This window comes from Alkalimonas cellulosilytica, assembly GCF_036325985.1.
Classification (GTDB): Bacteria; Pseudomonadota; Gammaproteobacteria; order Enterobacterales; family Alteromonadaceae; genus Alkalimonas; species Alkalimonas cellulosilytica.
Genome location: NZ_JAUHLI010000022.1, coordinates 23,926 through 48,807, shown reverse-complemented (window position 1 = coordinate 48,807; position 24,882 = coordinate 23,926). Strand labels below are relative to the sequence as shown.

Annotated in this window: 19 protein-coding genes and 3 tRNA genes; 6 read left to right on the top strand and 16 right to left on the bottom strand. The window is 50.4% G+C overall.

Annotated features, from left to right (window positions below):
* Positions 1-148: 148 nt before the first annotated feature.
* Positions 149-1,276 (bottom strand): GNAT family N-acetyltransferase/peptidase C39 family protein, encoded by a 1,128-nt coding sequence (locus tag QWY20_RS16930; protein ID WP_330130188.1) that lies wholly within the window; start codon positions 1,274-1,276, stop codon positions 149-151.
* A 157-nt stretch (positions 1,277-1,433) separates the two neighbouring features.
* Here QWY20_RS16930 and QWY20_RS16925 point away from each other — a divergent pair, with 157 nt between their 5' ends.
* Positions 1,434-2,900 (top strand): RimK family protein, encoded by a 1,467-nt coding sequence (locus tag QWY20_RS16925; protein WP_330130187.1) that lies wholly within the window; start codon positions 1,434-1,436, stop codon positions 2,898-2,900.
* Positions 2,901-3,011: 111 nt separating this feature from the next.
* Here QWY20_RS16925 and QWY20_RS16920 read toward each other — a convergent pair.
* The 5 genes from QWY20_RS16920 to QWY20_RS16900 all read right to left on the bottom strand — a co-directional run bounded on the left by QWY20_RS16920 (position 3,012) and on the right by QWY20_RS16900 (position 9,361).
* Positions 3,012-3,098, bottom strand: a tRNA-Leu gene (locus QWY20_RS16920).
* Between the two features lie 124 nt (positions 3,099-3,222).
* Positions 3,223-4,173, bottom strand: a complete 951-nt coding sequence (locus QWY20_RS16915) for an isopenicillin N synthase family dioxygenase (RefSeq protein ID WP_330130186.1) — start codon at positions 4,171-4,173, stop codon at positions 3,223-3,225.
* Between the two features lie 16 nt (positions 4,174-4,189).
* Positions 4,190-5,398 carry a NupC/NupG family nucleoside CNT transporter gene (locus QWY20_RS16910; RefSeq protein ID WP_330130185.1) on the bottom strand — a complete coding sequence of 403 codons (1,209 nt, stop codon included), beginning with the start codon at positions 5,396-5,398 and terminating at the stop codon, positions 4,190-4,192.
* Positions 5,399-5,416: 18 nt separating this feature from the next.
* The gene (gene udk, locus QWY20_RS16905; protein WP_330130184.1) at positions 5,417-6,049 is read right to left on the bottom strand and encodes a uridine kinase; all 633 of its coding nucleotides are present in this window, start codon (positions 6,047-6,049) and stop codon (positions 5,417-5,419) included.
* A 105-nt stretch (positions 6,050-6,154) separates the two neighbouring features.
* Complete coding sequence (locus tag QWY20_RS16900) at positions 6,155-9,361, bottom strand: TonB-dependent receptor (protein WP_330130183.1); 3,207 nt, start codon at positions 9,359-9,361, stop codon at positions 6,155-6,157.
* Between the two features lie 373 nt (positions 9,362-9,734).
* Between QWY20_RS16900 and QWY20_RS16895 the strand changes: the two genes are divergently transcribed.
* Positions 9,735-10,850 (top strand): endonuclease/exonuclease/phosphatase family protein, encoded by a 1,116-nt coding sequence (locus QWY20_RS16895; protein WP_330130182.1) that lies wholly within the window; start codon positions 9,735-9,737, stop codon positions 10,848-10,850.
* A gap of 5 nt (positions 10,851-10,855) precedes the next feature.
* Here the strand turns inward: QWY20_RS16895 and gpt are convergent, their stop codons facing one another.
* From gpt to QWY20_RS16870, 5 genes are all read right to left on the bottom strand, one after another.
* Positions 10,856-11,332 carry a xanthine phosphoribosyltransferase gene (gene gpt / locus QWY20_RS16890; protein WP_330130181.1) on the bottom strand — a complete coding sequence of 159 codons (477 nt, stop codon included), beginning with the start codon at positions 11,330-11,332 and terminating at the stop codon, positions 10,856-10,858.
* Positions 11,333-11,337: 5 nt separating this feature from the next.
* Positions 11,338-12,042, bottom strand: a complete 705-nt coding sequence (deoD, locus tag QWY20_RS16885) for a purine-nucleoside phosphorylase (protein ID WP_330130180.1) — start codon at positions 12,040-12,042, stop codon at positions 11,338-11,340.
* Positions 12,043-12,054: 12 nt separating this feature from the next.
* Positions 12,055-13,269 carry a phosphopentomutase gene (locus QWY20_RS16880; protein WP_330130189.1) on the bottom strand — a complete coding sequence of 405 codons (1,215 nt, stop codon included), beginning with the start codon at positions 13,267-13,269 and terminating at the stop codon, positions 12,055-12,057.
* A 167-nt stretch (positions 13,270-13,436) separates the two neighbouring features.
* Positions 13,437-13,512: transfer RNA gene (locus QWY20_RS16875), tRNA-Phe, on the bottom strand.
* 64 nt (positions 13,513-13,576) lie between these two features.
* Positions 13,577-13,652, bottom strand: a tRNA-Phe gene (locus QWY20_RS16870).
* 205 nt (positions 13,653-13,857) lie between these two features.
* Here QWY20_RS16870 and QWY20_RS16865 point away from each other — a divergent pair.
* On the top strand, positions 13,858-16,299 hold the full coding sequence (locus QWY20_RS16865) for a hybrid sensor histidine kinase/response regulator (protein ID WP_330130179.1): 2,442 nt from the start codon (positions 13,858-13,860) through the stop codon (positions 16,297-16,299).
* 62 nt (positions 16,300-16,361) lie between these two features.
* Here the strand turns inward: QWY20_RS16865 and kdsA are convergent, their stop codons facing one another.
* The 5 genes from kdsA to hemA form a co-directional block, all read right to left on the bottom strand.
* On the bottom strand, positions 16,362-17,210 hold the full coding sequence (gene kdsA / locus QWY20_RS16860; protein WP_330130178.1) for a 3-deoxy-8-phosphooctulonate synthase: 849 nt from the start codon (positions 17,208-17,210) through the stop codon (positions 16,362-16,364).
* Positions 17,211-17,392: 182 nt separating this feature from the next.
* Positions 17,393-18,973 (bottom strand): DUF3369 domain-containing protein, encoded by a 1,581-nt coding sequence (locus QWY20_RS16855; RefSeq protein WP_330130177.1) that lies wholly within the window; start codon positions 18,971-18,973, stop codon positions 17,393-17,395.
* An 83-nt stretch (positions 18,974-19,056) separates the two neighbouring features.
* Entirely contained in the window at positions 19,057-19,911 is an 855-nt protein-coding gene (prmC, locus tag QWY20_RS16850) for a peptide chain release factor N(5)-glutamine methyltransferase (RefSeq protein ID WP_330130176.1), read from the bottom strand.
* A gap of 20 nt (positions 19,912-19,931) precedes the next feature.
* Positions 19,932-21,020, bottom strand: a complete 1,089-nt coding sequence (gene prfA, locus QWY20_RS16845) for a peptide chain release factor 1 (protein ID WP_330130175.1) — start codon at positions 21,018-21,020, stop codon at positions 19,932-19,934.
* Positions 21,021-21,056: 36 nt separating this feature from the next.
* Entirely contained in the window at positions 21,057-22,304 is a 1,248-nt protein-coding gene (gene hemA / locus QWY20_RS16840) for a glutamyl-tRNA reductase (protein ID WP_330130174.1), read from the bottom strand.
* Positions 22,305-22,386: 82 nt separating this feature from the next.
* Between hemA and lolB the strand changes: the two genes are divergently transcribed.
* The 3 genes from lolB (at position 22,387) to QWY20_RS16825 (ending at position 24,862) form a co-directional block, all read left to right on the top strand.
* The gene (gene lolB / locus QWY20_RS16835) at positions 22,387-22,989 is read left to right on the top strand and encodes a lipoprotein insertase outer membrane protein LolB (protein WP_330130173.1); all 603 of its coding nucleotides are present in this window, start codon (positions 22,387-22,389) and stop codon (positions 22,987-22,989) included.
* Positions 22,986-23,834: a 4-(cytidine 5'-diphospho)-2-C-methyl-D-erythritol kinase gene (gene ispE / locus QWY20_RS16830; protein ID WP_330130172.1), complete on the top strand. Its 849-nt coding sequence runs from the start codon at positions 22,986-22,988 to the stop codon at positions 23,832-23,834. Before lolB ends, ispE begins: the two co-directional genes overlap by 4 nt.
* A gap of 83 nt (positions 23,835-23,917) precedes the next feature.
* Complete coding sequence (locus tag QWY20_RS16825; RefSeq protein WP_330130171.1) at positions 23,918-24,862, top strand: ribose-phosphate pyrophosphokinase; 945 nt, start codon at positions 23,918-23,920, stop codon at positions 24,860-24,862.
* Positions 24,863-24,882 lie beyond the last annotated feature (20 nt).

The following is a 24,882-nucleotide window of genomic DNA, read 5'->3' as shown; positions in this document are numbered from 1 at the left end:
TCCTGCTGTCAAGGCTGAATCTCAGCATTTACCGCACTTTTTTCATCCCGCTGCAGAGCGCTTATTCGCTGCCCTGCTGGCTTGGTTCGGCATTATAGGGAGCTAAGATAAAGCTGCAAGCCTTATTTGATCCTTTTGGTTTGTTTGCCTAAAAAGCGGGCTCTTTGTACTTTTTCAGCGCAACAGCGGCTTTTAAGCGCTGCTTGCCATAGAGGAAGGCCTTGGTCATGATGTCACGATTCACCGGGATATACTGGTAATCCGCAGCATTTTGGCCTGCTTCGGTATCGACATCTGGATCGTTTAAATAAACGAAGTCGTCATCGGCATCACACAACAATACCCAGTGCGGTGCTTTGCTTCGATCAAATTGCCAGGTACTTATCAGTAATAACACCAAACAACCCTGATGGAGTTTTTCCAGCACATCATTGAGCGTAAACTCGGTGATATGAACCGCAATACCGGCCTTAGCACATTTTTGCTGCTCAATCTGATGGACCCGCTCCAACATCTGTTTCTTTTGTATATGACGCACCGAGTCGACGAAAAGTGGCCCCGACTGATTTAGCATCACCTCAGTGTCAAAGCCACGTTGCCAGGCAGCCAGGGCCAGGCCTCTTGGGCTGCAACCGCCGTGACCTGAAGTCATGAAAATAGTGGTTGCTTCACGCCAGATTTCTAATTCCTCTGCATAGGGATCGTAGGTATTCGGTTCGAAGTAATTCATTGCCATCAATAAAGCGGCCGGGCCACAAGTAAAAGGTGTTGTTTGCTGGATAAACTGTATGCCTTTATCCGTCCCCTGCTGCTGATAACTGAACACACGCTTCTGCATGCACAGTGCATCCGAATGATCTTCATAAAAATCATGGCGGATAGCAAATTCCTGATAGCCCTGACGCCGATACAAGGCAATAGCGCTGTCATTATCCGGCCTGACTTCCAGACGCAAAAACACACAACGCCGCTGCCGGGCAGATAACTCGGCCTGATTTAACAGCAGCTGTGCAAAACCTTGCTTTCGTTCGGTGGGTAATACGGCAAGTGAGTACAACCGGGCCAGACTAATGCCCCGACGGTACAGCACCAGAAAATAACCGACCAGCTGGTTATTCTTCTCCAGTACCTGCAGATCACTGCGCTTATCCAAAATAAAGTGCCTGAAGCTGCGACGACTCAAACGATCAGCATCAAAGCAGGCTTGCTCCAGCTGCACTAAATCAGCTAAATCCGCCAACAAAGCATCACGGATACAAAGATCTTTGTTCTGCATAGGCACCTTAATCCCTTGTTTCATCGCCAGGCATTGCACGTTGTTTCCAGCTATCTTGCAAGACAATTATTTTGCTGCTGACGAGTAAAGGATTTCATTAGGCAGCAATCAACACTAGTGTCTACAATACAAGAAATACGTTTTTCCGGAACAGGATATGTCTAAGTTATTAATCGTAGTAGATAAGCTGCAAGATTGGGGACCTTTCTTTCAATACGATGGCGTGATGACGCTGGCCGATTATCTGAAGTGGCAGGGCAAGTCCCGCCAGCGCGTAAGGCTTATTAACCTTTGTCGACAATCCCAGTACCTGGGTTCGGGTTATTACTGTTCGTTGCTGGCCGAAGCGCGTAATCACCATGCCATCCCGTCCATTAAGGTATTTAATAAGTTTAACCGGGACGAAATTGCCGATGTCATTGATGATATCCCGGTCGCATTAACGAAGCAGTTAAATAAAGCACTGGCTGATAACCCGGAAACGCAACTTACTTTTCAGCTTTATTTTGGCGAAACCAATGAGCGCTCGCTAAAAAAAGTAGCCGATTATCTGTTTGAAGCATTCTCCGTTCCTATCCTGCACGTTGATTTGATCAAGAAACAACAATGGCAGGTGAAAACGATTCGTATCGGCAGTTTGCACAAACTGACGGAGTCGCAACAAACGCAGTTTGCCGAAGCGCTGGAACGCTTTAGCCATAAAATCTGGCGATTGGAGCCAAGTAAGCGTCAGTTTAAATACGATTTGGCTGTGTTAATGGATCCAAAGGAGCAGTTCCCGCCCTGCACACCCCGCTCCATTGAGCTGTTTTGCAAAGCGGCCAAAAAGGCGGCCATGGATACCGAGATCATCGGTGCCCGCGATCATCAAAGGCTGGCGGAGTTTGATGGCCTTTTTATTCGTGAAACCACCGCTGTCAATCACCATACTTTCAAAATGGCATTAAAAGCCGAACGCGAAGGGCTGGCAGTGATTGATGATCCGAACTCGATTTTACGCTGCAGCAATAAAATTTACCTGCAAACTCTGTTTGAACAGCATCAGGTGCCGGTACCGGATGGTTTAATGTTGTTTAAATACGATACCGATAACCTGGAGCGGGCGGCTGATGTACTGGGATTACCCATGGTGTTGAAGATCCCGGATGGTAGTTTCTCCCGAGGGGTGGTGAAAGTAAAAACCATGACCGAACTGCGGCAAAAAATGACCGAGCTGTTTGAACAAAGCGCCATCATCCTGGCCCAGCGCTATACCTTCACAGAGTTTGACTGGCGTATTGGCGTGTTAAATAGTCAGGCGCTTTTTGCCTGCAAATACTTTATGGCGCGTAATCACTGGCAAATTTACAAGCACGGCAGTGGTAAAACTCAAAGCGGTGCTTTTACCACCTGCGCCGTGAACGAGGTGCCGGCTCATGTGCTTGATGCTGCTATTCGAGCCTGCGCTCCGATTGGCGACAGTCTGTATGGTGTCGACATCAAGCAAGATGGGGATAAGGTGTACGTGATTGAAGTAAACGACAACCCAAATATCGATGATGGAGTGGAAGATTTGTATTTAGGCAACAAGCTTTATGACTTATTGGTAGAAGACTTTATTCGCCGCATAGAACTAAAACGTTAAATCTAAAAACACAAAAGCATCGGGAGTGCTTTTGGACAGCCAATGGCTAGTCCCGGAGGGATGCCTGCGGGTATAGCAGGCACAAAAAAACCGGCTTTAAGCCGGTTAATTTGGTGCAGATGGAGAGACTCGAACTCTCACGCCCTTTCGAGCACTAGCACCTGAAGCTAGCGTGTCTACCAATTCCACCACATCTGCGTGGTATGTTAAGCATCGCTGCTCAACATGGCGCACAGTATAGCGAGTTCCAAAAAGCTGTCAACTGCAATATGGCACAATTTAATGGCTTTTGTGTCACTCGCTTATTTGCTGTGCAAAGCGGTTATTTTCCGCTCTTTTTCAATAAACCAATCTCTTCCAAACGCTGCATGAGGTAGTCGTTGGAATTAATTGGCTCCGGATAACGATTGGGGCGCTCGGCACTGATACAGCTTGGTAGCGTCTCAATGACAAAATCCGGATTAGGATGCATAAAGAAAGGGATGGAGTAACGAGGCTCGCCCGCAGCCATGCCTGCCGGATTCACCACCCGATGGGTGGTGGATGGCAGCACATGGTTGGTCAAGCGCTGCAGCATATCACCAATATTCACTACGATGGTGCCTTCAATGGTCGTGACCGGCAGCCAACTGCCATCACGACGCAGTATTTCCAGCCCGGCTTCGTTCGAGCCGACCAGTAAGGTGATCAAATTAATGTCTTCGTGCTGACCTGCCCGGATCGACTGAGTGCTGGTATCCTGAATTGGTGGATAATGGATAGGCCTCAGGATCGAATTGCCGAAATCGACCTTATCGGCAAAATAGTGCTGTGGCTGCCCTAAGAAGAGCGCTAGCGCTTCCAGCACCCGGTTGCCTAGCTTTTCCAGCTCGCTGTAAAGCCGATAAGTAGCTTCTTTAAAGTTCGGCACTTCGGTGGGCCACACATTCGGGTACAAACTGGGGTGGGGTGCAGGACCGTCCAACTCACGGCCAACATGCCAGAACTCTTTCAGATCCGGATGCTTGCTGTCTTTGGCTTTTTCAACGCCAAAGCCGGTATAACCGCGGGCACCGCCTTGCCCTGGCATGTGGTACTTGGCTTTCACTTCATTGGGCAGCGCAAAAAACTGCTTAATTGCGGTGTATGTATCTGCTACCACGTCATCTGAGATCCCGTGACCACTAATGCCACAAAATCCAAACTCAGTGTAGGCCTTGCCAATTTCGGCAACAAAGTTATCTTTGTCGGTGGCAAACCGTCTTATATCTAACGTTGGAACTTGCTGTGTCATATAAAAGACCTGTTTTTTAGCCTAAAGAAAAAAAGAACCCTGCAATGGCAGCGCTCATTAAGTTGGCCAATGTTGCTGCCAGCAAGGCTTTTAAACCCAGTGCCGCAATATCAGCCCGACGGCCGGGCGCCATACCACCCAAGCCACCTAATAGGATCGCAATGGAAGAGAAATTGGCAAAGCCACACAAGGCAATAGTCACAATCACCTGGGTATGGGCACTCAATTGCTCTTTCACCTGAACATAGTCAAGGTAAGCGACAAACTCATTAATCACCAATTTCTGGCCAATAAAACTGCCCGCCATGCGGGCTTCGTCCCAGGATACCCCTAAGATGAATGCCAGGGGCTGGAACACATAACCGAAGATCAGCTGCAAAGTCAGGTTATCCATGCCAAACCAACCGCCAATGCCACCGACCATGCCATTGATCAGCGCAATCAAACCAATAAAGGCCAACAGCATGGCGCCGACATTCAACGCCAACTGCATACCGCTGGAAGCCCCCGCTGCCGCAGCATCAATCACATTGGTATGGGGTTTTTCCTGGGTAATTTCGGTCAGTTCATTTTTCGGCTGCTCGGTTTCCGGCAATATCATTTTCGCCATCAAAAAACCACCGGGCGCTGCCATAAAGCTGGCGGCAATCAGGTATTTTAATTCCACACCAAGACCAGCATAGCCAGCCAGTACCGAGCCGGCTACTGAGGCCAGGCCACCCACCATCACGGCAAAAAGCTCCGAGCGGGTCATGGTTGGCACAAAAGGCCGGACAATCAATGGCGCTTCCGTCTGCCCGACAAAAATATTGGCCGCTGCCGACATCGACTCGGGACGACTGGTACCCAGCAGCTTCTGCAAGCCACCACCAATCAGGCGAATGACCCAGGTCATAATGCCTATGTGATAAAGCACGGCTATCAGGGATGAAAAGAAGATAATGATGGTCAGTACATGGATGGCAAAAATAAAGCCTTGGGAGAAGCGGCCCAGATCACCAAACAGGAATTCAATACCGGCGTTGGCATAACCAATCACATTGGCCACCACCTGTGAGATGCTGTACAACACCTCCTGACCAAAAGGAATGTACAACACAAAAGCGCCTATAGCGACCTGGATGGCAAAAGCACCGCCCACGGTGCGCCAATTAATGTGTTTTTTATTATTCGATGCCAGCCAGGCCACCAGCAATAGCACCGCTATACCAACTAATCCCATCATTCCCCTGGTCCTTTTTAATTACTCCGCCAGTAACTGGCGAATTTTTGTTTTTATAATGTCGATAGCAATCTGATTTTTACCACCCCGGGTCACCACCAAATCGGCAAATTGCTTTGATGGCGCAATAAAATCAAAAAAGGCCGGCCGCACGGTATCTTCGTATTGTTCGACCACCGACTGCAAACTTCGGCCTCTATCTTCCAAATCACGACGAATACGGCGCAATAAACAAATATCGAGCGGTGTGTCCATAAAGACACTGATATCAAACTCATCGCGCAGCAGTGGATCGCTGAGCAACAATATGCCTTCTACCAGAATAACCTTGGCTGGCTGCACCCGGATAGTATCCGGCAATCGGGTATGGGTTTTGTAGCAGTATTGTGGCATATCAATGGCACTGCCATCTCGAAGCTCCTGCAAATGCTGTCCCAGCAATTTATGCTCAAACGCCGACGGATGGTCATAGTTGGTCAGAGTACGCTGCTCAAACGACAAATGACTTTGATCGCGGTAGTAGGCATCTTCCGCCAAAATGGCAATGCGCTCGCCACCCAGCTCCTCTACCAGCTCCTGATAAACCGTTGATGCAAATAAACTTTTACCTGAGGCCGATGCGCCTGCAATGGCAATGATGGTGTTCTTAGCCACGTTTTGTCACTTTCCAATACACACAAAGAGCAATTATCGCTAAAAAAGCCCGATATAGAAATAAAAAACCGGCCAAAAGGCCGGTTTTGTCAGGAAAAAGCCTGATTAGAAGCGGTAACGAACACCAATCTTCGCAGACCAGGTTGATGCACGCACGTTGTAGTTGGTCGGTGGTGCGGTAGTGAAACCACCAAATGGTCGACCGTAAACATAGGTACCATCTTCATCAATGTTGATACTGGCTAAACGTACCCCTGTATCTGAGAAGCTGACACTATGGCGCTGATTATCACCGAAGATAGCCAACACGTTCTGTACATCAATGTAGAATGCACCACGGTGACCTTCCATAAAGCCGGGGATTTCCTGCTCGAAGCGGAAGTCCAGGCTAGTGTTCCATGGGCCACGATTGCCTTCATTACGAGGCGCATAACCACCGGCGTACTTACTCAGGTTGGCTGCAGCGACATATTCTGCAAACTCTTCGTATGTCAGACCACCGACATAACGAACCGCATCATCGTCTGGACCTGAAGGAATGTATGGCAAATAGTTCGTTGAGCTGTTTAAACCCTGACGATCACCAAAACCGCCAAAGTTAAATGCATCCAGCGCATAGCTGTATGGACGACCTGAAGCACGGTCCCAGTACAGGCTGAAGGTTGAGTTATAGCCTTCAAACAGCTCTGTTCTGTAGTTCAGCGTTGCCATAAAGCGATGACGAATTTCATAAGATGCACGACCAACCACAGGATGCTGTTTATCAACAGCGGTCTGGAAGTTGTAGTTTGAACTCGCAGTGGATGAACCACCAGAAGTGATGTCACGCACATCCTGATGAGTATAAGAAGTACGGAAGCTCAGGCCATTGTCCCAGGCATTGCCCAAGGTCAGGGTTGAAACTACACTACGGCCACCAGATACATTGGTCAGCAATAAGTCGTGACGGTTGGTGTTAAAGCCACCAATGGTGGTTGGACGATCACCTGCCAGAGGATCCCAGCTTACATAGAGTGGGCGACCACCTTTTGAGGTAATCTGGTTGCCAGAGTCATCCAGCAAGGCAACTTTAGCCAGGTTCACCCAACCAACTTCACGATCCTTATCCGTATAGATCACTTCCGCCGATGTGAACCAACCATCTCCCAGGAAGCCCAGATCCAAGCCGTCGTAATCTACCGCTAAATTGAAGCGTGTATCTACCGGCATCTTGAAGTTTGGATCAATTGGAGTGGTATTACCATCGCCAGGCTGTAATGAATCACGCATCGCTTGAGGCACGGTAAGCGAGGTTAAACCCTCCAGATTGGTTAGCTGTGGCGCTGTAACCAGGTTCACACCATCGTTGGTATGCGCATTTGAAATCCAAACATTTGGACGGCCGCCAGAGAAGCGCCCCATCCCACCGCGAATGGTGATCTCATCGGTCAGATTGTAGTTAAAGCTTATCCGTGGCAACCACAAGTCTAGCCCATCCAGATTGAAGGTATTGTCAAAACCATAGCGCTGGGCAAAATTATTGTTCAGCGTTGGTTTATCACTTGCCAGCATCCGCTCGTAACGCAGACCAATACTTACCGTCAGATCCCAGCTGATATCCCAGGTATCCTGAAGATAAGCAGCAAAGGTAGAGAAACCAAACTCAGCGGCGGCATCATCCGGATTGTTGGTAAAAGCATTCTGGTATGAAACCCGAGCAGCGTTGCCAGCTTCAAAGTTTTCGATGCTGCTGAATTCAAAGCTACCCAGTGCATCCTGGATAAATACGTTGAAAACATCAATTTTGGTGTATTCAGTACCAAACTGGATCTGGTGGTCACCAGTCAGGTACTCACCATGAAATTGCAATTCTGTGGTTTCAGTGCCCAAACGGTTGGCATGACGCGAGCGATCCGGGCCTAACCAAACCACTGCAGCATTATCACGACCATTCTCAGCAGCAGGCACGGCAATACGAGCCTGACCAAAGTTACGACCTTGACGAGGATCTTGACGGGTTTGTACGTCTTTGTATGACAGTTTAATTTCAGAACTGAAGCTGTTGCTCCAATTTGAATACACCTGTGTCGCAAAGCTGTTCATTTTCTGGTTACGATCGTACCAGAATGAGTCCAGAGTTAGCTCATTTAGGTTATTACGACGAATACCATTGATGGCGTTGTCTTCAGCAAACTGATAAGTAAACGCAGCACGATGATCGTTATTGATGTTCCAGTCAATCTTAACCAACAACTTCTCATCATCAGAGTCTGGTGCAATATTCCAGTCCCCCGGATTAACACCATAACGCTGCTGAGCAATTTGCTGAATACGCTGTACAGCGTCCGCACCAACGGTTTTAGCCTGAATCACACTGCTACCGAAAGGTCCTTCCTGAACAGGCTCAGATTTATCAAAGGCTTCGTAGTTCAGGAAAAAGAACAAGCGATCGCGCATGATTGGGCCGCCAAGGCTAAAGCCATAGGTTTTTTCGGTGTAATCCAGTGGCGGGCGTTCCGCTCCCTCTACATATTTGTTGGCTTTCGGGTTGCCTGCCATGCTATCGCTAGAGTACTCAGCAAAAACAGAGCCACGCAAATCATTGGTACCTGAGCGCGTTACTGCATTCACTCGCGCGCCCGCAAAGCCGCTGTAACGGGCATTGAATGGTACCGATTGGATAGAGATTTGTTCAATCGCATCGATAGAAATTGGAGAACGGTTGGTAGGATAACCTGAGCTGTTCAAACCAAAGTCATCGTTCTGAGTAATACCATCCACAGTAATGGTATTAAAACGCGGGTTATTACCACCTACGCTCAAAGAGCGGTTATCGTCACCCAAGTCTGTAGCTAACGGGTTTTGACGAACGATATCTTTTAAGTCACGATCAAACGAAGGCAAGGTTTGAATTTCACGCTCACCCCAGGTGCTTGAGCTTCCTGCTTGAAAAGAGGCTGGATTAATCACAGTACCTTGAACAGCGATACGCTCAATATTTGAGGCTTCGAGCTGAGTATTTAAACGATAAGGCTCACCCAATGATAAGAAGATATCTTGGATTTCCGCATCTTGGTGCACACTCGAATCAATAATCACACGGTAAGGACCACCAACACGCAAACCTGATGCCACGAAGTTACCTGAAGCATTGGTTACGGTTTCGGTACGGGTACCGGATGGAATGTGCTCAATGATGATGCGTGTATTTGGTGCTGCGGTGCCAGTCGGGCTCAGGATCTGTCCGCGCATAGATGAGGACGTTTCTGCAATGGCAAATTGGCTAGCACCCATAGCGAGGGCTACAGCCATAGCTAAATGTTTAATTTTCATATCGTTTCACCTGGTAGTTTCGAATTTATACCCAATCCATTTGAATACATAGACTGTGTTCAATTTGGGTAGATATCCTAACGAATGATTGTGACGTTTTTTTTACGCCGAACCGAACAGCTGAGGAACTTTTTTCCTAACGGCGCATCTAACTCGTTTGGTCATACAATTGTAACATGACTGGTCTGAGTTGCGTACTTGCTAATGCAATAATTTCGCAGAAATTTTCTTCATCTATCGAATAGTTTTGCAACATTGCCAATGGCAGCCCCCTTCAAAACAGGCTCTTCGCAAAAGTAGTACCCACTGGTCATGGGAAGCAAAAAACACTACCATCGCCTCGATGATTCACTGCATTTAGCGGAATTTCCACATGGCTGATAGCACCTTAGTTCGTGTAGCTACCTTCAACGTTAGCATGGAAGCTGGCAACTACCTGCCAGCTGGTCAGCACGGTGACCACAAGGTGTTGGTTGAACACTTAGCCACCGGCACAGAACCACAAATTCAAGCCATTGCCCGTATTATCCAGTTAACCCGACCCGATGTCATTTTACTCACCGAGTTTGATTACATTGAATCCCCTACCCAGGGTGTTGAAGCCTTTTTCAACAATTACCTGGCAGTCTCACAACAAGGGGCAGATCCCATTGCTTTTCCTTTCTACTTTTATGCCCCGGTCAATAGCGGCCAACCCAGCCCTTATGATTTAAACCGGGATGGCAAAGCTACGGGGGTAGGTGCTGATGCCTGGGGCTTTGGCTTTTATCCGGGACAATTTGGCATGCTGCTATTATCGCGCTACCCAATCATTGAAAGTGAAATAAGGACGTTTCGTCAGTTCAAATGGAAAGATATGCCTGGGCATCTGAGTACGACTTTGGCCGATGGCCGCCCCTGGTATGAGACTACTGCCTGGCAGCAGTTCCCACTGTCGTCCAAGTCACACTGGGATATTCCAGTTCAGGTGGCAGGCAAACAGCTGCATCTTTTAGCCAGTCACCCCACCCCGCCAGTATTTGACGGACCAGAAGGCCGCAACGCCAAACGCAATCATGATGAAATCCGTTTCTGGGTTGATTACATCAGCGGCGAACAAGGGAATTATATCTACGACGATCAAGGTGTGGCGGGCAGCTTTGACAGCAAGGCACCTTTTGTTATTGTAGGTGATTTAAATGCTTCGCCGGTGGAAGGCGATGCCATAAAAGCCGGGATCCAACGCTTATTGGCGCACCCGCGCGTGCAGGATCCAAACCCTGCCAGCCGAGGTGGCATGGAGCACAGCCCGGACAACCCGCATGCAGCTCAGCACACGGCTGCATGGCGGATGCGGGCTGATTATGTACTGCCAGGCAAATGTGGCATTGAAGTGATCGACAGTGGTGTTTTCTGGCCAGCCCCGGATGAAGCCGATTACCAGTTGGTGAAGACGCGCCAGACCAGCTCGGATCACCGGCTGGTCTGGGTAGATTTACAGCTAAAATAAAAGCTTTAGCCTTGTTGTTCCACCAAAGGCGCGCTGTAACTAAGCTCGGTATCCCAAGGCAGTTGGATCCAGGTATCTTGTTCAATGTCGGTGACGTACACATCGACCAACGGCTTGCCTTTCGGCTTGGCATACACCGTCGCCAGGGTCGCCTGGGGAAACTGTTGCTTGAGCACTTTTGCGGTCTCACCGGTGTCCACCAGATCGTCCACAATCAGTAGCCTGGCATCATCTTGCCAGTCACAGGCTTTCAAAACCGACAAGTTGCCTTGCTGATCGTGCTGGTAACTGGCGATGCAAATGGTATCCAGCAAGCGGATATTGAGCTCGCGGGCCAGGATGGTCGCAGGTACCAAGCCTCCCCGGCTTACCGCCAGAATACGGTCATAGCGGCCAGCTAACAGTTTAGCGGCAAGCTCGCGGCTGGCCCGGTGAAACGCTTCCCAGGATACATAGAACATTTTGTGGTTGGTCATTGACATACGACTTAATCCAACATGCCCAGGGCAATTTCAACCATATCATTGAACGAGGTTTGGCGCAGCTCAGCACTCAGAGACTCCCCAGTACGAATATGATCGCTCACCGTCAAGATACTCAGCGCTTCGATGCCGTACTCGGCAGCCACACCATAAAGGCCGGCGGCTTCCATTTCAACCGCCAAAATGCCGTACTTTTCCAGCGTATCAAAAAGTGTCGGATTTGGGTTGTAGAATAAATCTGAGGTAAAGACATTGCCGACCTGTACCGGAATTTGCTTTTGCCGGGCCGCAGCAACTGCTTTCTCAATCAATGAGAAGCTACCCAAGGCAGCAAAATCCATGCCTTGCAACCGGTTGCGGTTCACCGCTGAATCCGTACTGGCACCCATCGCAATCACCACATCCCGCACTTTTACGGCATGAGGTAAAGCGCCGCAAGAGCCGATGCGCACAATGCGTTTCACATCGTAAAATTTCACCAACTCGGTGGCATAGATGGACATCGATGGCACCCCCATGCCCGATCCCATCACGGTGACTTCCTTGCCCTGATAGCTGCCGGTATAGGCATACATATTTCGTACTTCATTCACACAACGAACGTCCTGTAAAAACGTATCGGCAATGTGCTTGGCACGAAGCGGGTCACCCGGCATCAGCACGGTGGCAGCAATATCACCTGGGTTGGCAGCAATATGGGGAGTCGTCATACGGATATTCTCTTAGTTGGTCGTTAATTGCTTAAAAAATGAATCGCCATAGGACATGGCTTCCAGCGAAAAGAGGTCAGCTAAGGTCTGGCCGATATCCGCAAAACTGTTCCTCTGGCCAAGATCAACGTCAGCCATTCCTTTGCGGTAGCACAAGACCGGAATAAACTCCCGGGTATGCTCGGTCCCTGGCCAGGTAGGATCACAGCCGTGATCAGCGGTCAGCAGCAAGAGCGTATCGTCATCCAGCGCTGCGATCAGCTCAGGCAAACGGCTATCAAAATACTCCAGCGCCTCACCATAGCCTATCGGATCGCGTCGGTGACCATAATTCTGGTCAAAATCTACCAGATTGGTAAAAATCAGGCTGTTGCTGTCAGCTTGTTGCATCTGCTGTAGCGTAGTATCCAGCAAAGCGGTCAAACCAGTCGCTTTCAAGCTACGGCTAATGCCCTGATGGGCATAAATGTCGGCGATTTTACCAATGCTGATGACTTCCCCTCCTGCTTGCGTCAGTTTATCAAGCACAGTAGGCGCTGGCGGCAGTACGGAGTAATCACGGCGATTGCCGGTACGGGCATAGCTATCCGGGCCATCCCCTAAGAATGGCCGAGCAATCACCCGCCCGATGTTGTATTCATCCAGCAAACGACGTGCAACCTGGCAAAAATTCAGTAGTCGCTCAAGGCCAAAATGTTCTTCATGCGCGGCTACCTGAAACACGCTGTCGGCAGAGGTATAACAGATAGGTTTGCCTGTTTGCACATGCTCATCGCCAAGCTTTTTCAGGATTTCGGTACCGGAAGCGTGGCAATTACCCAGAATACCTGGGACACCCGTCTCGGCACACAGCTGCTCGATCAATGCCTGCGGAAAACTAGCTGTTTTTTGATCAAAATAGCCCCAGTCAAACAACACCGGCACACCAGCAATTTCCCAGTGTCCACTCGGGGTATCTTTACCACTGCTTAACTCCGCAGCATAACCATAGGCCCCTGCTACTTTATCTGCATCCTGCACCAGAATCGTTTGATCGGATGCCGCCTTTGCCGCACGAATTAAACCAAGACCCGCCAGATTAGGCAGTTCCAGCTGGCGGCCTTTGATTTTAGCAAACTCTCTGGCAATGCTGGCTAAGGTATTGGCGCCGACATCGCCAAAGCGAGCAGCATCTGGCGCACTACCTACACCAAAACTATCCAGTACCAGAATCACAGCCTTTGTCATCATCGCCTCGCTTTGCTGAATGGATTGATATCAGCATTGATGGGATTATTGCCACAGTATATCAAGTTTCCGAAAAAAATGATGTTAACAGGGATTGAAGATAAGAGATTGCGCCTTAAAGCGACTTAGTTGGAAACAAATTGAACTTGATAGTGCTTAGAGGGGAATGGTGCCCAGAGGCGGAATCGAACCACCGACACGAGGATTTTCAATCCTCTGCTCTACCGACTGAGCTATCTGGGCATACAGTGCCTGTAAAGGCGAAAACGTTTAGCTTGTTGCGTGCACCAGTCTTAGCAGGAAAGAATGGTGCCCAGAGGCGGAATCGAACCACCGACACGAGGATTTTCAATCCTCTGCTCTACCGACTGAGCTATCTGGGCAACGGGGAGGTATTAAACGGATTTTGACAATGCAAGTCAATCATTTTTTTTCTGGCCGAAAGCGTTCGCTTATTCTCTGAGCAAAGGTGGACCTTAACCTGAATATTAGCAGCCACAGAGTTCATTTCTCAGGCGAAGCTGGCCTATGCTACAATCAGCCAAAAGCAGGCAAATACCCTAAATCGTTCATAGACTTGGTAACCGCATGGAAAAATCATCGTTTTTTGCACCCCTGTTTTGGCGAAGCTTTCCGATTTGCTTGTTATTTAGCTCGCTCTTGATGGTGATGGCTTTCTTTTTATTGCCCAAAGCCCCGGACAGCTCCTGGTCGATTATTAGTCTGATAAGCGGCCTGCTGCTCACCTTGCTGATGACTACGCTGATGTCCATCGCTATCAGCGTTCTTTGCAACCGACTGTTGCACCGTTATTTAGATCCTCTGCTAAGGCCCTTGCATGCTGCAGTTCGTGATGAACACTATCAGCTTCGTTTGGACGAACACCGCGAACATGACTTTGGCGTATTGGCTGGCCTGATTAACCGGCTGTTTCAGCGTATTGAGCTTGGTGAGCACAATGCTCAGCAAGCTGAACAGAACATTGCCCAGTTGCGCCAGGAAATAGAACAACGCATCAAAGAGCGCACCGATGCTCTGGAAACCGCCAAACTTACCGCAGAAAAAGCCAATGAAGCCAAGTCCACCTTTTTGGCCACCATGAGTCATGAGATCCGCACCCCAATGAATGGCATTATCGGCACCATGGATTTATTGCGCAAAACGCCGCTGAATAATGCCCAGTTTCGCATGACCGATACCATCCGGGAGTCGTCGTTCTCACTGCTGCGCATTCTGGATGATATTCTCGATTTCTCGAAAATTGAGGCCGGCAAACTGGAACTGGAAAGTATTCCATTGTCATTGGTAGACATCATTGAAGCTGTGGGACGAATTTTGGTATCCGTGGCCCATCAGCGACAAATCGACTTAAAACTCTTTATCGACCCACGTATTCCCGATGGCCTCTATGGCGACCCGGTGCGGTTACGGCAAATTCTCTACAATCTGGCAGGCAATGCCATCAAGTTTACCAGTACCACCCCGGAGAAAACCGGCTTGGTAGTGATCCGGGCGGATTTACTGGAAAGTACCATCGATTACTGCCAGGTACTGTTTAGCATCACGGACAACGGCAAAGGCATGACCAAGCGGCAAATCAACTATGTATTCCAGCCGTTTAACCAAGCTGAAGGGTCCATTACCCGCAAGTTTGGCGGTACTGGTTTAGGCTTGTCCATTTGCCAGCGGTTAACCTCTTTAATGTACGGCAACATCGAAGTACAAAGTGAGCTGGATAAAGGCACTGAGTTTAAGGTGCAGATCCCTTTGCGCCGGTCGGATGAAGTGAAACAGCTTGATCCTGAGCTGTTACGCGATGTACAGCTGGTACTCTTTAGTACCGATCAAGATAATAGTGAACACCTGAGCTGCTATTTGGACTATCTTGGTGCTGATTATCACAGTTACCAAGCTTTTGAACCCTTGCTTGAGCGTGCAGAGCAACAGCAATTATTGCCACCCAAAATCAGAGCGGTGTGGCTGCTCGATGCCACCTACGAACAAATCAGCAGTACTCAGATTGCCCGCTTGATTGAGCATCATAAGTTACAGCAGGTTTGTTTTGTGATCATTACCAACCTGATTGAGTTGACCGAACAAAGCAATGAACGGGTCATTTATTTGCACAGCTCACCTATTTGTCGCAGCCATGTAATCGACGCTATTCTGATAGCTGCCGGTAAAAAAACCAATGTTCTGTTAGCGCAAAGCCAACAACAAGCCTTTAAAGCAGCACCCAGTTTGGAAGCTGCCCGGCGGCAAGGACAATTAATTTTGCTGGCTGAAGACAATCAGATGAACCAGAAAGTGATCCTGGATCAACTCAATGCCCTGGGCTATGCGGCAGAAGTTGCCGATGATGGCGCCATTGCGCTGGAAATGTGGCGCAACTACCGCTATCCACTCATTCTGACCGATCTGCATATGCCGAATATGAGTGGTTATGATTTAACAGAGGCTGTGCGCAAAGAAGCTTTGCAAGCCAACGACGACAGTCAGTTTACCCGCATCATTGCGATTACCGCCAATGCGTTAAAAGGCGAAGAACAGAAGTGCCTCAGTATTGGCATGGATGGTTACATTACCAAGCCAATTGAGCTGAATATTCTGGAGAGCTTGTTGCAGCGTTGGCTCCCACAACAAACAAAACCAAACAAAGAATTGATTGAGCAGCAAGGGGCTCGGGATTCTACCCCGCAAGCACCTATTTGCTTTACCACCATTGCCAATTATTTGGGCAATGATCCGGCCAAACACGAGGAGCATTTAAACTTCTTTATCCAACAGGCGCAGCCACTGCTAAAAACCCTGGAAACAGCGCTGCAAGAGCGTGAGCGCTCGCTGGTACGCCAGCAAACGCATCAGTTAAAAGCGATGGCCAAAAGTGTGGGAGCATTACGCCTCACCGCTCATGCCTTGCAATTAGAGCAAGCGAGTGCTGAAAAAGACTGGGCCAGTTTACAAGAGTATTTCCGGCAGCTCAAAGCAGAGTATCAGTGTGTAGAGAACTATGTCCGGCAGCGCTATTAAGCACTGCCAGCGCACGCTTTACTGGCTTTTATACTATATCCATATATGGGTATAAAACCTTACTAGCCTGCCGAGGTATCCAGCTCGGCAAAACTTTTGACCAATTCGTCCAATGCTTTCATCTGGGTCAGATACGGTTCCAACTTCGCCAGAGGCAATGCACAGGGACCATCGCACTTGGCCTGATTTGGATCCGGGTGCGCCTCGATGAACAAACCTGCCAGGCCAAGCGCCATGCCAGAGCGTGCTAATTGTGCAGCCTGAGCCCGTCGACCATCGGCTGAGTCTGCTCTGCCGCCTGGGCGCTGCAGCGCATGGGTCGCATCAAAAATAACCGGGGCCATGGCTTTCATATCGTCCATGCCCAGCATGTCCACCACCAGATTGTTGTAGCCAAAGCTGGAACCGCGCTCGCACAGCATCACCTGCTCATTACCAGCTTCGCTGAACTTGGTTAGAATATGGCGCATTTCGGCTGGTGCCAGGAACTGTGGTTTCTTTACATTAATCACCGCACCGGTTTTGGCCATCGCCACCACCAGATCGGTCTGACGCGCCAGAAATGCTGGTAGCTGCAGTACATCCACCACTTCGGCCACCGAAGCCGCTTGCCAGGGCTCATGCACATCGGTGATCAGCGGTACCTGAAAGGTTTGCTTAATTTCCTGGAAAATTTTAAGCCCTTCATCCAATCCTGGCCCACGATACGAGTGAATGGATGAACGATTGGCTTTATCGAAGGAGGCTTTAAATACATAAGGAATACCCAGCTTCTCAGTAACCTGCACATAATGCTCAGCGATGCGCAGCGCCAAATCACGCGACTCCAGCACATTCATACCACCAAAGAGTACAAAAGGCCGCTGGTTATTCACGGTAACGTTGCCAAAAGCAATGGTCTGTTGAGTCATAAAAATCCTTGAGGTTGATGCTGTGCAAACAAAGCAGAACAAAGAGCACCGCTAAAGCGGCTATTTTGTCATAAGCAGAAGAAAAACAGGAGCCCTATCCGTTAAACAGGCAGTTTACAGCCTTTTGCTAACCGGCGCTGTGAGTGCAGTCACTTGGAACAGTATGCGGTAATTTAGCTCCATCACCGAATATCGTCTTCCTCTGAATCCGGATATTTCTTTAAAATCGCTTCCAGTTTCTCTACCCTTGTTTTGAAAAGCGCTACCAGCTTAGGGTCGAACTGTTTGCCAGACTCACTTTCTATCAGAGCTACAACTTTCTCCAGCGGCCAGGCTGATTTGTAACACCGCCGGTGACGTAAGGCGTCGTACACATCAGCGATAGCAGCAATACGACCATAGATATGGATGTCTTCACCCTTTTTACCATCCGGATAGCCGCTGCCGTCCCATTTTTCGTGGTGATCACGCGCAATCACAGCCCCCGCTTGAATAATGGCCCGCTTGGAGTTCTTCAAAATGTCATAGCCGATGGTGGCATGAGTTTTCATTACTTCCCACTCACGCGCATCCAATCGCATCGGCTTATTTAAAATGCCATCAGGAATTCCAACCTTACCGACATCATGCAGCGGTGAGGCAAACATCAGTTTCTCGGCTTCTTCTTCCGGTAAGCCATAGGCTTTGGCCAGATCGTAGCAGATGAATGCTACCCGCTTCACATGGTTGCCCGTCTCGATGGAGCGATGCTCCACCGCCTCGCTGAGGCGATAGACAATTTCCCGCTGAGTATCTTCAATTTCATGCTGCAACTGCACATTCTCATAGGCAATCTGCACATTTTGTGAGAACAGCTCAATCAGCTTCTTTTGACTATCGGTGATCTGGCCAGGTAATCCTGACACATAGAGCAAAGAACCATGGGTAAATTTGCTGGTGCAATACGCCACCAGATAATTTTCTTTATAGACAATACTGCGGGTTTTTAGCGCCGCATAAAAGGCATCCAGCAGCGGTTGATCCAACACCTTGGTGACCGGCTCGCCTTCTTTTTTCTCGAACTCTCCCATACCAGCGAAAACAATTAGGTGCTCAGGGTTGGTATCTTCGCCCGGATTGCCAGCAACGAGAGAGGATGTAACCAATAACGCATCGTCATTGCATCCCAGGATCGAAGTTAACTGCTGCAGCACACCATCAATAAACTGCTCCATCGAGTGGGCAGAAAACAGATTCGCCGAGGCATTGATAATTTTTTCCAGGCCTTGCCGGCTGTGATCAATGGCCAGAATATCGCGGTAGGAGCGCAAGCTCGACATCACCACGGTAAAGAGCTTTTGTGCAGTCAGTTCGGTTTTGGACTTGTAATCATTGATGTCGTAATTGACGATGACCTGGCGCTCTGGTGCCTGACCGGGTTGCCCGGTCCGCAAAATAATCCGCACATGGGTATTGCACAGCTCCTCGCGAATGTAGCGCGCCACCTGCAAACCGGCGTCGTCGGTTTCCATCACCACATCAAGCAGCATAATGGCCGTATCCGGATGCTGCTGCATCAGCGCTTTGGCTTCAGCACCAGAGAATGCGCTGATAAACTCCAGGTTTTTGCCCTGAAAACTAAAATCGCTGAGCGCTAACTTGGTAACCGCATGCACCTCAGCCTCATCATCCACAATCAATACTTTCCAGCGAGCATGGCTGCTGGCTTGTTCTGGCTGCTCTGGCTCCGGGATTTCATCGGCGAATAAAAAGTCATCGCTCATGCACAGATACTCTTTGGCTGATCTACCCTTAAGTTATATGTGCAGAATGGCGATTGGTCAAAGGTTAAAACAAGGATAATGATTCAGAGGGGCCGCTGGGCAAAACTAATACGCCATTGACCTCCATAGTCTTTTTTCGATTGAACCTGAACAAAGCCGGCTTGCTGTAAACGCTCGCAGACAGCCTCGGCCTGCTGATATCCATGCTCCAGCAACAACCAGCCACCGGGCTGTAATTGCAGCACACTGCCCGCGATAATCAGCTCAATATCGGCCAGCCCCTCGGCATCAGCAACCAAGGCCGTTTTAGGCTCAAACCGCACATCGCCCTGCTGCAAATGCGGGTCATCCGGTTCAATGTAGGGAGGGTTACTAACAATCAGCTCAAATCGTTGCGAGCTAACGGCTGAAAACCAGTTACTCTGTTGGAAATGACAGTTTGTCAGCTGCAAAGCAGCTTTATTGCGATTGGCACAGGCCACAGCCTCTGGCTGCAGATCAACACCGCATACCTGCCAACCCAGGCGCTCTTTGGCCAGCGCCAGCGCAATGGCCCCCGTGCCAGTACCTAAATCCAGTACTCTGGCATCTGCCCGCAGTTGCAATTGCAAGGCTTGCTCAACCAAAACTTCGGTATCAGCGCGCGGAATTAAAGTAGCTGGCGATACGGCCAGTTCAAAATCCCAGAAGTGCCACTGTTGCAGTACATAGGCCAGCGGTGTGCCACTTTGCCGCTGTTGTAGGATGGCATCCAGCTGCTGCCGTTGTGCTTCGGTCAATACCTGCGTAGCGTGACTGTACAGATAACTGTAATTGCACTGAAGGACATGGCCAAGGCAGTATTTGGCTTCAGCCTCGACCTCATCCGTGACTTGCGCCAGCACCGTTTTGGCCTGCTTTAGCCAGTGGGCAATAGTCTCAGGCGAGCGGCTGGTCATCACTGGGCTAGCGCTACCATTTAATGCTCTTCAGACATAGCGGCCAGCAAGTCGGCCTGATGCTCTTGCTGAATCGGCTCCAGTACCAGCTCCAGACTTCCTTCCATAATTTCACTGAGGCGGTACAGCGTCAGATTGATGCGATGATCGGTCAAGCGGCCTTGTGGGAAGTTATAGGTACGGATCCGTTCCGAGCGATCGCCGCTACCGACCAGCAGGCGGCGGGTCGACTCTTCGGACAAACGGCGTTTTTCATCTTCAGCGGCCTGAATACGCGATTGCAACATGCTCATGGCTTTGGCACGGTTTTTATGCTGTGAGCGCTCTTCCTGACACTCCACCACAATACCGGTCGGTAAGTGCGTTAAACGAATGGCCGAATCGGTCCGGTTGACGTGCTGACCACCGGCACCGGATGCGCGGTAAGTATCGACCCGTAAATCGGCCGGATTGATTTCAATGGCTTCGCTTTCTGGAATTTCCGGCATCACCGCCACGGTACAGGCGGAGGTATGGACCCGACCTTGCGACTCCGTCGCCGGTACCCGCTGCACCCGATGGCCTCCGGACTCAAACTTCATGGTGCCATAAACGCCCTCACCGGATAAATGCGCAATGATTTCTTTGTAACCACCATGCTCACCCTCACTGGCACTCATCACTTCGAGACGCCACCCACGGTTTTCCGCAAAGCGGCTGTACATGCGAAATAAATCCCCGGCAAAAATCGCTGCTTCATCGCCCCCGGCACCGGCCCGGATCTCTAAAAAGCAGTTACTGCTGTCGTTCGGATCTTTTGGCAACATCAGAATTTGCAGCTCGGCCTGCCGCGCTTCGAGTTGCTGCTTCAGGTCTTTAAACTCTTCCTGTGCCATTTCACGGACGTCAGGATCGCTGTCCTGCAGCATCAGCTCGGTGTCTTTCAAGCCTTGCTCGACCTGTTGATACTCAGAGAAGGCTTTGCTGACATCTTCCAGCTGGCTGTACTCTTTGGATAGCTCGCGAAAACGTTCCTGATTGGCGATAATACTGGCGTCACTCAGCAGCGCCTGTACTTCTTCGTAGCGCTCTGTCAAGGCTTCCAGCTTGCCGTATACCGATGCTTTCATGTTAACTGTGGTTCCTTGGGAAAATCCGGCTCTGAATCAGAGATCGAGTAAAATGTTAATCAGCCTTTGTGGCTCCAGCTGTTCATCCTGCACCAGCTGACGGATGGCCTTGGTCGGGCTGTGCATCAACCGGTTGCTTAAGCGATTGGCCAGCTCGGCCATGACTTTTTCCGGCTCCTGACCGGCGACCAGTTGATTGACCGCCTTGGCCAACAACTCGTTTTTAATCTGTTCGCACTGCTGGCGGTAATCCCGTACCCAGTCGACATTGCCCTGCAGCAATTGCCACTGCTGAAATTCCGCCACGCCGAGGCCAATCATCTGCTCCGCCTGTTGCGCAGCTTGTTGGCGCGACTCCATATTCTGCGCAATAATCGTTTGCAAATCATCGACCGTATACAGATAGGCATCATCCAGCTCGGCGACCTGAGCCTCAATATCACGCGGCACGGCTAAATCCACCAGAAACATCGGCTTGTGTTTACGCACTTTCAGTGCCTGTTCCACCATGCCTTTCCCAATGATCGGCAAAGTACTGGCAGTAGAGCTTATCACCACATCCGCGCGACCAAGCACGGCAGGCACCTGGGCTAAGGTCACCACTTCGGCGCCAAAGGCTTCGGCCAGAGCCAAACCGCGCTCATAAGTGCGGTTTGCCACCGTCAGCTTACTGGCGCCCTGCTCTTTTAAGTGACGCGCCACCAGCTCGATGGTTTCACCGGCGCCAATCAGCAGCACCGAGACTTTATCCAGCCGGCCAAAAATTTGTTTCGCCAGGCTGACGGCCACAAATGCAACCGAGACGGCATTGGCACCAATCTCGGTTTCCGTGCGAACCTGCTTGGCGATGGCAAAGGTTTTCTGAAACAAGCGCTCAAACTGTGGATTGATGGTACCGGCCTGACGCGATTGGTTGTACGCTTGCTTCACCTGGCCTAGTATCTGCGGCTCGCCCAGCACCAGCGAGTCAAGTCCTGCGGCCACCCGCATCAGGTGCGTGGCCGCATCCTGCTGCTGATACAGATACAAATGCGGCTGCAAGAGTTGGCTATCCAACTGATGAAATTCGCCTAACCAGGCAATCACCTGTTCCGCTTGCTCGGTGGAACCGTTAAAATACAGTTCTGTTCGGTTGCAGGTAGACAGGATCACCGCATCGGTGACATTCGCCACGCTAGCCAGCTCACGCAGCGCCTGCGGCACCTGTTCAGGTGCGAAAGCCACTTGTTCACGCAGTGCCACTGGTGCTGTTTTGTGATTAATGCCTAATGCGTAAATGGCCATTCACCTGTAATAACCTTGATATTGAAGGGGCGAATTGTACGAAAAAGCCCAGGTTAATAAAAGCTCAGACGAGGACTTTCGTGTGCCAAAAGCAGTAAAAATCCTGTTTTCCCTGTTATTGCTGACCACCTTGCTCAGTGGTTGCAGCCTGAAACCGCGGCCTGATGGCCCCGCACTGACAGCCCAGCAGCGGCTGGATCGCATTGAGCAGTTGCAACATTTTGAGCTGACAGCCACCATGGGGATCCAAAGCCCGGCCGACAACGTCAGTGGCAGCCTGCACTGGCAGCAGCAGGCTGACGACTACCAGGCTCGTATGAACAACTCCTTTGGTATCAGCATCTTCCGACTGGACAGCAGCGCTGGCAGCACCCGCTTGCAAGTCCGGGGCGAGGATTACCAGGCCAGTAACAGCAGCGAGCTGATGTTGGCACTAACAGGCTGGAGCCTGCCGCTGGACGAGATGCCGCTATGGCTGAAAGGGTTAGCGGGTAGTAATGCCAGTGCCAAAGAGTACGATGAGCTGGACCGCTTAATTGGGTTTACATTACAGGATCGTAGTGGTTACCGCTGGCAGGTGCGCTATGAAAGCTTTTTTTCCGATAGCCTGGCCCTGCCGAGGCGCATTGTGGTGCAATCGGATGACATTCGCATCCGCCTGGTGATCCGGAGCTGGCAGCTATGAGCCCCACCCTGAGCCTGCCAGCCGTGGCGAAACTGAACTTATTTTTGCACATCACCGGGCGCCGGGCCGATGGCTACCATGAGCTACAAAGTATTTTCCAGTTACTGGATTATGGCGATACCCTGCATTTTTCAGCCCTTCCCACGGCAGAACTCCGCTTAAGCTGCAATCAGGCTGAGCTGGTGACCGACGACAATCTGGTGCTAAAAGCTGCACATTTATTGCAGCGCACCACCGGCAGCACTCAGGGTGCACAGATCCAACTGGAGAAACGATTACCCATGGGAGGCGGCCTGGGGGGCGGCTCTTCCGATGCCGCCACCACCCTGCTGGCGTTGAACCAGCTGTGGCAACTGGGGCTCAGCCAACAGCAACTGGCCGATCTAGGTTTGCAACTGGGCGCCGATGTGCCGGTTTTTGTACAGGGTTACACCGCTTTTGCCGAAGGTGTCGGTGAGCATTTAACGCCTGTTGCGTTGCCCGAGCACTGGTATCTGGTGGCCACACCAGATTGTCATATTTCCACCAAAGAAATATTTCAACACCCTGATTTGCCAAGAAATACTGCAAAAATCAGCCTGGAGCAGGTGCTGGAATCCGAGTGGCGTAACGACTGCGAGCCGCTGGTCAGTCAGCTCTATCCGAATGTTGCATTCACCTTACAGTGGTTGTTAGAATACGCCCCAAGCCGCATGACAGGGACCGGAGCCAGTGTGTTCGCCGCGTTTTCTGATCGTATGCAAGCGGAAGCTGCTCTGCACAATTTGCCCCCATTCTGCCGGGGCTTTGTCGCCAGAGGGGTCAATGAGTCGCCAACCCTGGCTGCTCTGGCCGCGTTTAGGTAATGCCGCATCATTACCATCAGGGCCCTGCTTGTGGCAGGGTCAAAACTGTTTAACCGGACTCCAACTGCCCTGAGGATCCTACCGTGCCCGATATGAAGGTTTTTGCTGGTAACGCCGTACCAGAACTCGCGAACAAAATTGCCAGCCGGCTCTACATCAAACTCGGTGATGCCGACGTTGGCCGTTTTAGCGATGGCGAAGTCAGCGTCATGATCAATGAAAATGTCCGTGGCTCCGACGTTTTCATCATTCAGTCCACCTGTGCGCCTACCAATGACAATCTGATGGAACTGATCGTGATGGTGGATGCATTACGTCGTGCCTCTGCCGGCCGGATCACTGCGGTACTGCCTTACTTTGGTTATGCCCGCCAGGATCGTCGGGTTCGCTCTGCCCGGGTGCCTATTACCGCCAAAGTGGTGGCGGATTTTCTGTCGAGCGTTGGGGTGGATCGGGTACTGACCGTGGATCTGCATGCCGAGCAGATCCAGGGGTTCTTTGATGTGCCGGTCGATAACGTCTTTGCCAGCCCGGTACTGCTGGAAGATATGCGCAAGCAGGACTTGCAATCGCCGGTGGTGGTTTCACCGGATATCGGTGGCGTAGTACGGGCCCGTGCTGTGGCCAAGCTGCTGAACGATGCCGATCTGGCCATCATCGACAAACGCCGCCCTAAAGCCAACGTGTCGCAAGTGATGCACATCATCGGTGATGTGAAGGATCGCGACTGTATTCTGGTCGATGACATGATTGATACCGGCGGCACCTTGTGCAAAGCCGCTGAAGCACTTAAAGAGCAAGGCGCCAAGCGGGTCTTTGCCTACGCAACCCACCCAGTGTTCTCCGGCAATGCGCCGCAAATCATTGCCAATTCTGTGATCGATGAACTGATCGTCACCGATACCATTCCACTCAGCGTCGAGATGAAGAAAGTTGCCAAAGTGCGCCAGCTGTCGCTGAGCGAAATGATGGCCGAGTGCATTCGCCGCATCAGCAACGAAGAGTCCATTTCGTCGATGTTTGATTAAGAACATGTCGATGCAGTGAC